Source organism: Flavobacterium aestivum, from assembly GCF_026870175.2.
Lineage (GTDB): Bacteria > Bacteroidota > Bacteroidia > Flavobacteriales > Flavobacteriaceae > Flavobacterium > Flavobacterium aestivum.
This window is the reverse complement of record NZ_CP113977.2, coordinates 327,968-342,916: the sequence shown is the minus strand read 5'-3', so window position 1 is coordinate 342,916 and position 14,949 is coordinate 327,968. Positions and strand designations below refer to the sequence as shown.

The following is a 14,949-nucleotide window of genomic DNA, read 5'->3' as shown; positions in this document are numbered from 1 at the left end:
GGTTCTTTTTTATTAAATTTTAAACAGTGACCAAACTATTTGGTTTGACCAAAATAGCAGTTTCGTTTACAAAAACGGTAAGTTCTTTTGAACCTTCGAGTGTAAGTGTGGTTTCTTTATGATTAATTGCAATTTTCAAAATTTGATTTCTGAAATTAATTTTAAAAGAATATCCGTCCCATTCTTTAGGGATTTTTGGAGAGAAATGAAGTGTGTTTGCTTTGACTCTCATTCCACCAAATCCTTCAACAATACTCATCCAGGTTCCTGCCATAGAGGTGATATGGCAACCTTCTTCTACTTCTTTATTATAATCATCAAGATCCAGTCGAGATGTTCTTAGGTAAAATGCATAGGCCATATCCATTTTATCCAGCAAAGCAGCCTGAATAGAATGTACACAAGGTGAAAGTGAACTTTCATGAACTGTAAATGATTCATAAAAATTGAAATTGCGCTCCAATTCATCTTTAGAGAAATGATCTTCAAAGAAGTAGAAACACTGCAGTACGTCGGCTTGTTTTATATAAGGAGAACGCAATACACGATCCCAAGACCATTTTTGATTTATTGGTCTTTGGGAACGATCTAACTCGCTTACCGGTGTTAAATCTTTGTCTAAGAACCCATCTTGCTGCAAGTAAATACCCATTTCTTCTGATTTTGGGAAATACATATTACCTGCTACTTTATTCCATTCCTGTATTTCTGTTTCAGATAGTTTTACCTTTTCCATAATACGTTTATAGTCGGATGGGTATTCTAGAGAAACTTTTTGAATCTGTTCATGGGTATAATCGATGCACCATTTAGCGATGTAATTGGTGTAGAAATTATTGTTGATGTTGTTTTCGTATTCATTAGGCCCAGTTACTCCCAAAATCACATATTGATTTTTGTTTTTGGAGAATGAAGCTCTTTGGTGCCAGAAACGAGCTATACCAATAAGTACTTCTAATCCTTTTTCCGGAATGTAACTGAAATCTCCAGTAAAGCGATGGTAGTTAAAAATGGCAAATGCAATGGCACCGTTTCTATGAATTTCTTCATGAGTGATTTCCCATTCGTTATGGCATTCTTCGCCATTCATGGTTACCATTGGGTATAAAGCTGCTCCGTTTTTAAACCCCAAATTATTCTCGGCATTCTCTATCGCTTTATCCAATTGATTAAAACGATAGGTCAATAAATTACGAGCTACTTGTTGGTCTTTTGTAGCCATGTAGAACGGAATACAATATGCCTCGGTGTCCCAATAGGTAGATCCTCCGTATTTTTCACCCGTAAATCCTTTTGGTCCAATATTCAAACGAGAATCTTTTCCTAAATAGGTTTGGTTTAGCTGGAAAATATTAAAACGAATTCCTTGCTGTGCTTTTACATCCCCATCAATAGTGATGTCTGACATTTCCCAGATTTTTGCCCATGCATCAATCTGTTCTTGTAGCAATTGGTCATATCCTTTTGCCAGAGCGATCTGAATAGTATTTTCGGCTGCAGCTATAGTATCTACATGGTTCAATGAAACGGTATAGCCGCCTATTTTTTGAATAGCGGTTTTTTCTCCTTTGGCAGCAATAACATCATAATAAAATAGAATTTTATCTGCATTCGTATCTACTGACGTTGGAGAAAGCTTTTGTTTCTCGCCATTCGACCAAATGGTATTTTGCATGAAGGTTGTTACCTTGAAATGGGTTTTGAAAGTTTGTGCCGTAACAAAAGCTTCATTTCTATATTTTTTAACGCTAAGTGGTTTCCAGAATTTTTCTTCCCAGTTGGCATCTTCATTAGTTACACCAGCATCAATATAGGGTTTGTAAATTATTTTTGCATCTTTGTTTAAAGGAGTGATTTCATAATTAATGATACCAACTTCATCTAAATCTAAAGATAGAAAACGACGGATGTTTGCTGAAATTTCGGTTCCGTTTTGCAAAGTTGCTGTAAAGGAACGATTGTACCAGCCTTCTTTCATGTTTAGCTCACGACGAAAATTTTTGACGTCTGTACAAGTATTCAAATCTAAATCTTCCCCGTTAATTTCTATGTTGATTCCAATCCAATTTGGTGCATTCAATACCTTGGCAAAATACTCTGGATATCCGTTTTTCCACCAACCTACTTTGGTTTTATCAGGGTAATAAATTCCGGCGATATAGCTTCCTTGAAAAGTTTCGCCTGTATAGTTTTCTTCAAAATTGGCTCTTTGGCCCATAGCACCATTCCCAATGCTAAAAAGGCTTTCAGATGATTTTACACTTTCTCTATCAAATCCTTCTTCGATGATAGACCAATTGTCTGGTTTTATATAATCTTGATTCATTTTGTATAAGTTTAAGGCGTAAGGCTTGAGGTTTAAGAATAAAACAACTCTTTTGCTTCATTCCTCTTTAACCTTATCTTTTGTTAATTTATTTATCTATTTATAAGAGACTCCAGAAAGTCGGAATCAATGTGCGTGAAGTCTTTAAAAAGGTGTTGCGCTTCATGTAAGGTTGTTTCTTCGCCAATACCAATACTTATCATATTGGCAGTATTTGCTGCTTGGATTCCTGCTACTGAATCTTCAAAAACAATTGAATCCTCATTGGCTACATTCAATAATCGGGCAGCGTGTAAAAATACTTCTGGGTCTGGTTTGGCATTGACAACATCATTACCGTCTACAATGGCATCAAAATAATTTAGAGTTCCGGTTTTTTCCAGAATAGGTCTGGCGTTTTTACTGGCCGATCCTAAAGCGATTAGTTGATTGTTTTTCTTTAAGAAATTCAAGACCTCTATAACACCTGGCAGAATTTCACTTTCATCCATATCTACTAGATAGGAGAGGTAATCTTCATTTTTTTGAATTAACCATTTGTTTTTCTCTTCTTCTGAAGCTTCGACATTCCCTAGACCTAAAATAATGTCTAAAGAACGAACACGACTCACCCCTTTTAATAATTCATTATGTTCTAATGTGAAATCAATTCCTAACTCATTGGCAATTTTTTTCCAGGCTAAAAAATGATATTTTGCAGTATCTACAATCACACCGTCTAAATCGAAAATAAATCCTTTACTCTTTTTCATTTTAATTTTACTTGTATTAATTAATTTTAGGTTTGCCTTTTTTTTCTGGTAAATATTTAAATTTTGATTGTCAGGAACCCATCTTTATTTGTTAGGAAGAAATTATTTTTTGATGTGGGTTTCTTTTACAAAAAACACTGCGGAACCTGCTATTAACATCGATACGCCCGCAATAACAATAATTGCCATAGGATTTCCCCCAAAAAGCATGATTAAAGTGCTTCCTAAAAGTCCGGCAGCAATTTGTGGTGTTGTTATTGTTGCGTTGAACAATCCCATGTAAACACCCATTTTATCTGCAGGTAATGATCCGGATAACATAGCATAAGGCATTGCCAAAATAGCTGCCCAAGCAAGACCCACACCTGATATTGATAACAATAACATGTTTTTATCCTCGACTATAAACATAGAAATCAAACCTAAACCTCCCATTACTAGAGAGAAACTGTAGGTTCTTTTTCTTCCAATTGCTTTTGCTATAGAAGGGATAAGTAAGGAGAATAATGCCGCTACTCCGCTATAAAAAGCAAATAGTACCCCAGTCCAATCTCCAGCTTCGTTAAATCCTATTGATTTTGGATCTAAAGCAGCAGGTCCCCAAACTTGATTTGCGATAGCTCTAGTTGTGTAAACCCACATCAAGAACAAAGCGAACCAAGAGAAAAACTGAACAATTCCTAATTGCCAAAAAATTGTTGGAGCATTACTTATTAGTTTAAAAATATTTGGCTTTTTCTTTTCATCAGGAGCATCAAGGTCTATTTTATTATATGCAGCATGTTCTTTTGGAGCGTATTCTTTGGTTTTAAATACAGTCCAAAGAACGCTAGCCAATAATATTCCTCCACCTATATAAAAAGACCAGATTACAGATTCTGCCACTTTTTCTCCAGCTGCAGGGACGTTTGACATTCCTATTTTTACTAGAATCCACGGTAATAGTGAGCCAAAAACAGCACCAAAATTGATTAATGCACTTTGAAGTGAATACCCCAAGTTGCGTTGTTCATCATTGACCATATCTCCCACAAGAGCTCTAAAAGGTTGCATGGTAACATTAAAGGATGTATCCATAAGCAATAGCATTACGGCACCAAAAACGAGTGGGGGCAATAGATCTGCGAAGTATTCTGCGTTTGGCATGAAAAACATGGCCAATGCGGATACTACTGCACCAAAAAATATAAATGGAATACGACGTCCTAATTTTGTCCAGGTTTTATCACTTGATAAACCAATAATGGGTTGTACAATCAATCCTGCCAAAGGTGCCGCCAGCCAAAAATAACCAATGCTGTGAACATCGGCTCCTAAAGCTTCTAGAATCCTACTTGTATTTCCATTCTGTAAAGAATATCCAATTTGAACGCCTAAGAACCCAAAACTTAGATTCCAAATTTGCCAAAAACTTAATTTCGGTTTTTCCATTATTAATTATTTATGTATTTGTACTAGATAAACGTAATGCCTTTCAATTGGTTTCTGATTTACATCAAATGAATTGATTATCAGAAAAATAAAAATTCTATACAACAAGAAAATGTTATTACTTTGAAGTAAAAACAGTTTTAAATTCTGAAAAACAAATAATTAAAATTTTATATGTTTTGGATAAACAGAATCATTCATCAGGATCTAAAAAAGACCAAGTTTGTATTTTTTGAATTATGAACCCTTAAAATAAATTTTAATAGTGTGATAGGAAGAATAGTTGAAGACTTTATTGGTAAGGAAATACATTCCTTAGCAATAATCAACTATACATTATGAAGATTCGTTATGTGAATTTTCATCTCTTTATTTCATCGTATTGTGTCGAACTTTTACGATTAAATTATCGTTTTAAAAAAACTTATCTTGTTTTTCGAAGTAAAAGAAAAGCTATAAACGTGGAGTAAATGTATAAAAATATTTTTGGATACAATTCAAAAAATAATAATAATGAGCAATTTTTGCAACTACAAGGTTGTAGTAATGAATAAAATATGTTTTTTTGTCCGCAAATTATTTCAGATTTGGTAAAAGTGAAATAAAAAATGGATAGGTTTTATGTCTATCCATTTTGATTTATAATTAGGACTAATCGGTCTATAGCAATTACGGAAGTCTATTTTACGAATAATTAAAATTGGGGTTGACTAATCGGTAGATTCTCTTTCTATAAGGTAGGTTTCAATGATTTCGGTTACATAATTTTCTTCCTCATCGTCTTCTTCAGATTCTAATCGGTCAATGATAATTTGCGCTGCTCGATTCCCCATTTTTATACCACTTTGGCTTACTGTTGTGATGGTAGGAGTTGAGTATTTTGAAATTATTCCGTCTGTAAAGGCAATTACTGCTAAATCTTTAGGGACATTTATCCCCATTTTGTTTGCGGTTTTAATACAGGTTACTGCAAAAAGTTCATTTACAGCAAAAACGGCATCAATAGCTTTGTCTTCCAATAATTTTGCAATTATTATTTCGCAAGTGTCTATATCTTCAATCTTAATAATTAAACTTTCATCAAATGGTAATTCATTATCTAGTAAAGCCTTGATATAACCATCGGTTCTTAGTTTACCTACACTTACATAATCAACAGTAGTAAGAAGTGCTATTTTTTTTCGCCCTTTATCTATTAAACTCTGTACGGCTTCATAAGCGGCCAGCTTGTCATCGATAATTACTTTGTCGCAATTTACCTCATTAGAAACACGGTCGAACATCACGACAGGCATTCCTTGATTAATTACTTCTGTAATGTGATGAAAATCACCTTTAAACTGGGTTTCTTTAGATAGTGACATGATAAAGCCATCAATGCTGCCATTGGCCAAAAGTTCCATATTTAAAACCTCTTTGTCAAATGAATCGTCGGACAGGCAAATAACTACACTATATCCGTTTTCGTTAGCTACATGTTCTATACCATTGATTACGGTAGAGAAAAAATGGTGTACTATTTCTGGAATAATAATACCTATTGTTTTGGTTCTTCTGTTTTTAAGGCTGAGGGCTATATTATTGGGTTTGTAATGGTAAAAATTTGCAAATGCTTGGACTCTCAATCTTGTCTCTTCTCCAATCTCTGGACTGTTTCTTAAAGATTTAGAAACAGTCGATATTGAAACGTCCAATTCTTTTGCAATTTGTTTTAATGTAATTTTTCTCTTCATGCTAACATTGCTTAATGCATTCTAATCAATTCGTAATAAAGGTAAGGTAAATTTTTATTTATTGTAAATTTTCGCGCTTAAATAAATAAAAAATACAAAGTTTTCAACACTATCACGTTTTCGTAACCTCCCCAAATTAACTCAATGTTAAGGGTGTTAATAAATTCCTAATTTTGAGTATTCGAAGTAAAAAAAACCAAACAAATCATCCAAAAAAAATTAATTCTAACAAGAACAAAGTATGAAAACAATTTATAGAAAGTTGTTATTTTTAGTACTCTTATTGCCGTTTTGTGCCTTTGCACAGAATAAAATAGAGGGAACTGTTGTTGATAATGTATCAGGGCAGCCTATCCCGGGAGTAAACATAAAAATAGAAGGAGGGTCGGCAGGAACTTCAACTGGTTTTGATGGGAAATTTCAATTAACCAATGTAAAACCAACCGATGTCCTAAATATATCTTACCTGGGATACAAAACAAAAACAATTACAGTTGGGTCTCAAAACTCTTTGACTATCAAACTAGAAGAGGAATCCAGCCAATTAAAAGAGGTTGTGGTTCAAGTAGGTTACGGTACTGTTAAGAAAAAAGATGCAACAGGAGCTGTAACGGTATTGGCTAATAAAGATTTTAACAAAGGACAAAACGTAACTGCAGAAAACTTAATTACAGGTAGAGTGGCAGGTGTAAGCGTTACTGGTGGAGGTGCGCCTGGAGCAAAATCTGACATACGAATTAGAGGAGGATCATCATTGAATGCATCAAACGAGCCTTTAATTGTAGTAGATGGATTGCCGTTAAGTAATGCCGTTCCTGATGGTACAACAAGTATTTTATCTACTATTGACCCAAATGACATTGAGACATTTACAATACTAAAAGATGCGTCTGCCTCAGCAATTTATGGTTCAAGAGCAGCAAATGGGGTTATTGTAATTACTACTAAGAAAGGTGCAAAAGGAGGAGTAAAAGTTGCTTTTAACACTAAAACAGGTATAAGTACTGTAGCCAAAAAAATTGATGTTTTAAGCGCAGATGAATTTCGTGCATTAGTAAATGCAAATGGAACAGCTGCTCAAAAAGCAAAATTAGGTACAGCAAATACAGATTGGCAAAGCGAAATCTTTAATGATGTAATTACTACTGATAATAACATATCTGTTAGTGGTTCATTATTCGATAAATTACCAACTAGACTTTCTGTTGGTAATACCAATACTCCAGGTATTTTGAAAAATACTGGCTTTGAAAGAACAACTACTTCATTGTCTTTGAATCCGGTATTTTTTGACAATCACTTAAAGGTTGATCTTAATGGTAATCTATCCTTTGGTAAAAACCAATTTCAGGATGAAAGTAATGTAATTGGAAGCGCTATAGGATTTGATCCTACTCAATCTGTTTACCAAGAAGGTTCACGTTATGGAGGGTATTTTGAATGGTTAGAAGCTAATGGAGATGTAAATCTTCTTGCAGCTAAAAACCCAGTTGCCCGTATTAACCAAAATAATAGAAGAGCAACTTCTACAAGGAAATGGGGTAATGCCAGAATTGATTATAAAATGCATTTCTTAGAAGACCTGAGAGCAGTTGTAGAATTAGGGATTGATAAGTTTGATAGTAACGGTTACGAGGAAACAAGTGTAAACAGCGTAAGTGGTTATCAACCTAAAACTTTTTCTTCAGGAGCTTGGGTTAATTTAGGAAATTATAGACATTATACAGATTCACGTCAAAACAAAAATTTAAATGCTTATTTAAACTACGTTAAAGAATTTGGTAAATTCAAAGTGGATTTAACAGGAGGTTATAACTACCAATTGTTCCAAAGAGAGGCTTATTCAACAGGAGAGACCAGACAACCAAATCCTGCGGAAGATGTAACTACTGATCCGGATATTAACCTTCAATCATATTTTGCTCGTGCAAATATAGGATACGATAGCAGATATTTACTTACTATCAATTACAGAAGAGATGGTACTTCCCGTTTTTCTGAAGCAAATCGTTGGGGTAATTTTGGTGGAGGAGCTTTTGCTTGGAACATAGCTGAAGAATCTTTCTTAAAAGATAATAAAACCATTTCGGCTTTAAAATTAAGAGTAGGATATGGTACTACAGGTCAACAAGATATTTCAGCTTCTTATGATTATTTAAGAAGAGTAACATTAGGAACTGTAAGTTCTAATTATGTTTTTGGCAGTACTGCTTACCAAGTGGCTAGAACTGAAGGGTATAACCCAGATATAAAATGGGAAACAGCAACAGAGTTTAACGTAGGTGCTGATTTCGGATTTTTAGACAATAGAATCAATGGGTCAATCAACTATTTCAACAAAGTAGCGTCAGATCTTTTGGCTGATATCGCATATCCTGATGGTGCCAATTTAAGAAACTCTGGTTTTTCAAATATTGGAAGTGTTAGAACTGATGGTATTGAGTTCAATGTTAATGCTGATATACTTAAAAAAGATGACTTAAACTGGAATGTTGGTTTTAACGTAGCTTACCTTAATCAAGAAATCACAGATTTAGGTGAAACAGTACCAGGTTTCCAAGGGTATATGACTGGTGATAATATTGCTGGAGGAAGTAACAATAAAATTAAAATTAACTCAGTAGGTTATAACCCAAGCTCTTTCTTCGTATTTGAGCAACTTTATGATGCGAATAAAAAACCTATACAAGGAGCATATGTAGATAGAAATGGTGATGGAAAAAGAGATATAAATGATATGTATAGATTCCATAAGCCTAATCCTGATTATACTTTTGGATTATTTAGCACTTTCAATTACAAAAAATTCGATTTTGCTATGAGCTGGAGAGCAAGCTTAGGAAATTACATATTTGATAATATTAGTTCTGACAAAGGATATTTACAAGCTGCATTAAGAAGAGATACTGATTTAGCTAATATTACTCCAGATTATTATAATACTGGTTTTACGTATGAAGACAATGGGACACAACGTTACCTATCTGATTATTTCGTAAAAGATGCTTCTTTTATAAAATTAGATAACATATCGGTAGGATATACTATGGATAAATCACTTCTAAAAGTGATGAGTTTACATTTTTCTTTAGGAGTACAAAATGCCCTTGTATTTAGTAAATATGACGGTATTGATCCGGAAAGCTTTTCTGGTGTTGACGGATCAGTTTATCCAAGAGCAAGAACATACATGTTTGGTGTAAATGCTAATTTCTAATTATAATTTTAAAAACAGCAAAATGAAAATATCATTTAAAAAAATAGGTTATTTATTCCTGATGATTTTAGGAATGAATATGGTATTTATTTCTTGTACAAATGACTTGAATGTAACACCAAAAGATGATGATGAGTTTCTTTCAGAGGATTTTTTTAAAAATCCAGCTTCTTATAAGCAAGTTTTAGCAAAATTATATGCTGGAATGTATGTAGGAGGAAATGATGGAGATGGTAAGGGAGATATCTCAGGAATTGGTGGGGATTTTAGTAGTTATTTAAGGCTTCTTTTTGTTTGTCAAGAGTTTACTACAGATGAAGCTGTTATTGCTTGGGCAGATGGTTCATTGCCAACAATGAATACTCAAACTTGGACTCCTTCAAATGAGTTTTTATACGGGACGTATTCCAGATCGTTTTATCAAATAAGTCTTGCTAATGAGTTTTTAAGAGAAACTACAGATGATAAATTGACTGCAAGAGGTGTAGATGCAGCTTTGAAAACTGAAATAGCTACTTTTAGAGCAGAAGCCCGTTTCTTAAGAGCATTTGATTATGTGCAATTAATGGACTTGTTTGGGAATGTGCCTATTACTACAGAAGTTGATCCTGTTGGATTCTACAATCCAGTTCAAAAGTCAAGAGCAGAAGTTTTTACTTTTGTTGAAAGTGAATTAAAAGATCTTGACTCTAGTTTAAAAGAATCAAGAGGAAATGAATATGGTAGAATAGATAAAACTGCTGCTAAATTTTTATTGGCAAAAATTTATCTTAATGCTAAAGTATATACAGGAACTGCAAAAAATACAGAATGTATCACAGCTTGTAAAGAGGTAATAGCTTCAGGTTATTCTTTTGCAAATGTGTCTTATTTTAATTTATTCTCTGCTGATAATAATGTGAATGGAGCTCAAAACGAAATCATTTTCCCAGTTGTAAGTGACGGAAATTATATTAGAGCTACTGGAGGTGGAATGAGTTTTATTATGCATGCTTCAATTGGAGGATCTATGAATGCAAGTGATAGAGGTATGGATGGTGGATGGCAAGGAATCAGAACAAGAAAAGAATTTGTTCAATCCTTCCCAGACGAAAATGCAATTGGAGATAAAAGAGGAAGTTTTTACAAGAATGGGCAGTCACTTGATATAAATAATATTGGAACTTTTACTGATGGGTATGCCGTTACAAAATTCATCAATAAGAAAGCTGATGGAAGTGCAGCTCAAAGAAATGATATTCCAGATACTGATTTCCCAATGTTTAGAATGGCAGATGTGTATTTAATGTATGCAGAAGCAGTTCTAAGAGGAGGAACAGGAGGAGATATACCTACAGCAGTGGGCTATGTTAACCAAATAAGAACAAGAGCAGGAGCAACTACAATTACTGCTGGGGATTTAAATCTTGATTTTATTCTTGCTGAAAGAGGTAGAGAATTATTTTGGGAATGTCATAGAAGAACTGATTTAATTCGTTTTGACAAATTTACAGGAGGCAGCAAAATCTGGCAATGGAAAGGTGGTGTTAAAAATGGTACTTCAACAGAATCATTCAGAAACCTTATGCCAATACCAGCTACAGCAATTCAAGCAAACCCAACATTAAAACAAAACCCTGGATACTAACCATCTTAAAAAATTATAAAAATGAAAAATCTAAATAAAATTTTAATCGCTTTTATAAGCGTAATAGCTATATCTTGCTCAGGTGATGATGTTGAGAATAGACCAGTAATTGTAAAAGGAACGGAACCTGTCCTACTTTCTCCTAAATCTGATTTTAATATCATATTATCAAAAGAGAATGAAAATGATTTGGCAACAACAGTTGTTTGGGAGCCAGCAACGTATGTAGGTGATGCAACGGTAATAACCTATACTATAGAAATTGCAAAAAAAGGGACAAACTTTGCTACTCCTTTTGCAGCAGCTACTTCAACAAGTACTTATAAAAACCTGACAGTGGCAGAACTTAATTCTGCTTTAATTAATGCAGGTTTTCCGGCTAAAGTGGAGTCTGAAATAGATATTCGTGTGAAGTCAACTATTGGGGGCGTTGGCTCAACTCCACAAATTTCTAACTCGTATACTATCAAAGCAACTCCTTACCATGTGCCATTGGCAACTTCTCATTGGTTAGTTGGTGATGCTACACCAGGAGGTTGGACATGGGCTGGTGATGCTGAAACAGAATTTCCTTTGATTATAGGAAGAACGGATGCTTATAAAGTTGCAGTTGTATTAAACAGCGGAAAAGCTTTTAGAGTATTTCTAGGGAATAACTTTACAGCTGATGGAAACTGGGATGCTTCTCATAATTACACTTATTATGCTTCTAATGGTTTTGTAATACCAGCTGACTTAGTAGACGCATTAGATGGGGATCATAATTTTAAATACACAGGTCCTACTAAAGAAAGAGTTTTGACTATTGACTATGCTTCTAAAAAGATTACATTAGAATAATACTGATTTGTCTTTAAAGGATCAATAAATATATGGGGCTGTTATAATTAACAGCTCCTTTTTTTTTAATTTAATAATCAAATATTGTGAAAAAACTTACACTTTTATTATTGTTCTTTATGTCATTAGGGAGTATTGCTCAGCAAGTAACAATTTCTCCTTCGGCATTTAATGTTACTGATCAAATAACGATAACGGTTTCATTTGCATCTTCTACTTGCAACACAATGGGATCGTCTCCAACAAAAGTTTATATGCATTCAGGGATTGGTGATGATGCAAATGCATTCGGGTATGCTGTAATAGGAAATTGGGGCGCAGATGATGCAGTGGGGTTAATGACAAAAAATGGAGATGGCACCTGGAGTAAAACGATTACACCAAGTACTTATTTCGGCTTAAATTCTTCGCAACAAATCACAGCTACCAAACTAGGAATGGTATTCCGTAATTCATCGGGTTCACAAACATTGAAGTTAGCTCCTGGTTGTAATGACTTTATTTTTAATGTTGGTACTTTTCAAGTAACAATGACTTCGCCAGTCCAAAACAGTACTACCATTATCAATTCAGGAGGTAGTCTTTCGATATCGGCAAGCAATACCAACGGGGTGGCCAGTTATAATTTAAAATCAAACGGAATTAGCATCAATACTAATTCTAGTACTTCGAGCTATAGTTATAATCATACCAACATTACGGCCAATCAAAACTATGAACTAGAGGTAACGCAAGGAGTGACTACAGTTACTAAAAAGTTTTCGGTAGCTATAAATCCGGGAACAATTTCGGGAGTAATACCAGCAGGATTATTGGATGGAATAAATTATGATGCTACAGATGCGACCAAAGCAACTTTGGTGCTTGATGCTCCTCTAAAGGATTTTGTATATGTTGCAGGAAGTTTTAATGACTGGCAGCCGAGTGCTGTGTATGCTATGAAAAAAGATCCTGTTACTGGTAAGTTTTGGTTAGAATTAACCGGATTGGTTTCGGGGACAAATTATACTTATCAATACTGGGTGGGAGAGTCAACACCTCTCTTAAATTCTCCTGCATTAGTAAAAACAGCCGATCCATATTCAACATTAGTATTGTCTCCATTTGACGACCCAAGTATTCCGGCAACCACATATCCTAATATGCCAGTTTATCCCATAGGTCAGGAAAGGGAAGTTACAGTTTTGCAAACGGGCCAAACACCATATCCTTGGAGTGCAGCAACTACTAATTTTGTAAAACCCGAAAAAGATAAGTTAGTGGTTTATGAAGTATTGGTTAGGGATTTTGACGCCAATAGAAATTATCAAAACTTAATTGACAGAATAGACTATTTCAAAAATCTAAAAATAAATGCGATTGAGTTAATGCCTGTAATGGAATTTGAAGGCAATGAAAGTTGGGGGTATAATACTTCCTTTCACATGGCTTTAGATAAATTTTATGGACCATCTACCAAACTAAAAGAGTTAATCGATTTGTGCCATCAAAATGGTATTGCCGTTATTCTAGACGTAGCTTTGAATCATGCTTTCGGAAGAAATCCGATGGTTCGCATGTGGATGAATGATCCAGAGAATGACGGTTGGGGATCACCTAGCTCGGAGAATCCATATTTCAATACAGTAGCCAAGCACAGTTATAGCGTAGGAGAGGATTTTAATCATTCCGCAGCGTTGACCAAAAACTATGTGAAAAGAGTTATTAAACAATGGATTGAAGAATATAAAATTGACGGATTCCGTTGGGATTTAACCAAAGGATTTACGCAAAATTGCACAGCAGGAGATGATGCATGTACAAATGCTTACCAACAAGACAGAGTTGATATATTAAAAGAATATGCTGATTACTCATGGTCTTTAGATCCCACACATTATACTATTTTCGAACATTTGGGAACCAATAATGAAGAACAGCAATGGGCTAATTATAGAATTGGAGAAACACCAAGTAAAGGAGTTATGATGTGGGGGAATATGAATGCTAATTATAATGAATTGTCGATGGGTTATACCGCCAATATTTCAGGAATGACAAGCCAAAGTCATGGTTTTGCAGCCAACAGATTAATAGGATATGCAGAAAGTCATGACGAAGAACGTTTGATGTATAAAAATCTCCAGTTTGGTAACAGTGCAAATCCCGCTCATAATGTAAAAAACATAAATGTCGCCTTGTCTAGGATGCCAGCAATTGGAGCAGTTTCATTGTTAGTTCCAGGGCCAAAAATGATCTGGCATTTTGGAGAGTTAGGATGGGAGTCATCGATCTATACCTGTAATAATGGTACTGTAAATGATAACTCATCTGCGATTGCAGGAGATTGTAAATTGGATACAAAACCACAGCCGCAATGGGTAAATAATTGGTTGAATGATAATTTAAGAAATAAAATTTATTATGATTGGGCAAGAATGATTGCTCTTAAAAAAACTGAGGCAGTATTTTTGGGTACAGCAACTATGATTAATGCATCTAGCTTAACACCAAATATTAAAATCACCAATAGTGCTTTGGCAGATACAGAACTTAAAAACGTTCTCATTATAGCCAATTTTGATGTAATTGCGAAAGATGTAGCAACAGGATTTCAAAACACAGGAACATGGTATAATTTAATGAACAATGCTTCTTATAACGTGATCGATGCGAATGCTACGATTAATTTGCAGCCAGGTGAATATAGAATATATGGCAATAAAGCTAGTGTGTTAGGAACAACTGATTTTGAAGTTTTAAATGATATTTATATTTATCCAAATCCAGCATCGACTTATTTCACTTTAAATACCAATACTTCTAAAGTTCAAATTTTTTCTATTACGGGGCAATTAGTTAAATCGTTCGATAAAAATCAAACAATAGATCATCATTATGGCATAGGAGATTTAAATGATGGAATGTATTTTATAAGAGTGTATAATGATAAGAATCAGGTAAAAGTGATGAAGTTTATCAAGAAATAAATAGATCTTATTGAGGTTTTTATACTCAAAAGAAAACGTTCTATAGCCATCAAA

The 14,949-nt window shown here is 34.3% G+C and carries 8 protein-coding genes; 4 read left to right on the top strand and 4 right to left on the bottom strand.

Annotation, left to right across the window (positions count from 1 at the left end; all coding sequences use genetic code 11):
- Positions 1-19 precede the first annotated feature (19 nt).
- From OZP08_RS01560 to OZP08_RS01545, 4 genes are all read right to left on the bottom strand, one after another.
- Entirely contained in the window at positions 20-2,326 is a 2,307-nt protein-coding gene (locus OZP08_RS01560) for a glycoside hydrolase family 65 protein (RefSeq protein WP_281322831.1), read from the bottom strand.
- Between the two features lie 92 nt (positions 2,327-2,418).
- A complete protein-coding gene (gene pgmB / locus OZP08_RS01555; RefSeq protein ID WP_268848005.1) occupies positions 2,419-3,078 on the bottom strand; it encodes a beta-phosphoglucomutase in 660 nt (219 codons plus the stop codon).
- A 102-nt stretch (positions 3,079-3,180) separates the two neighbouring features.
- Positions 3,181-4,509: an MFS transporter gene (locus tag OZP08_RS01550; RefSeq protein ID WP_281322830.1), complete on the bottom strand. Its 1,329-nt coding sequence runs from the start codon at positions 4,507-4,509 to the stop codon at positions 3,181-3,183.
- A gap of 710 nt (positions 4,510-5,219) precedes the next feature.
- Positions 5,220-6,242 (bottom strand): LacI family DNA-binding transcriptional regulator, encoded by a 1,023-nt coding sequence (locus OZP08_RS01545; protein ID WP_281322829.1) that lies wholly within the window; start codon positions 6,240-6,242, stop codon positions 5,220-5,222.
- Between the two features lie 241 nt (positions 6,243-6,483).
- Here OZP08_RS01545 and OZP08_RS01540 point away from each other — a divergent pair, with 241 nt between their 5' ends.
- From OZP08_RS01540 to OZP08_RS01525, 4 genes are all read left to right on the top strand, one after another.
- Positions 6,484-9,459, top strand: coding sequence for a SusC/RagA family TonB-linked outer membrane protein (locus OZP08_RS01540; RefSeq protein ID WP_281322828.1), 2,976 nt, complete (start codon positions 6,484-6,486; stop codon positions 9,457-9,459).
- Positions 9,460-9,481: 22 nt separating this feature from the next.
- A complete protein-coding gene (locus tag OZP08_RS01535) occupies positions 9,482-11,086 on the top strand; it encodes a RagB/SusD family nutrient uptake outer membrane protein (protein WP_281322827.1) in 1,605 nt (534 codons plus the stop codon).
- Between the two features lie 21 nt (positions 11,087-11,107).
- On the top strand, positions 11,108-11,926 hold the full coding sequence (locus tag OZP08_RS01530) for a SusE domain-containing protein (RefSeq protein ID WP_268848000.1): 819 nt from the start codon (positions 11,108-11,110) through the stop codon (positions 11,924-11,926).
- Positions 11,927-12,012: 86 nt separating this feature from the next.
- The gene (locus OZP08_RS01525; RefSeq protein WP_432419626.1) at positions 12,013-14,895 is read left to right on the top strand and encodes an alpha-amylase family glycosyl hydrolase; all 2,883 of its coding nucleotides are present in this window, start codon (positions 12,013-12,015) and stop codon (positions 14,893-14,895) included.
- The last annotated feature ends 54 nt before the right edge of the window (positions 14,896-14,949 follow it).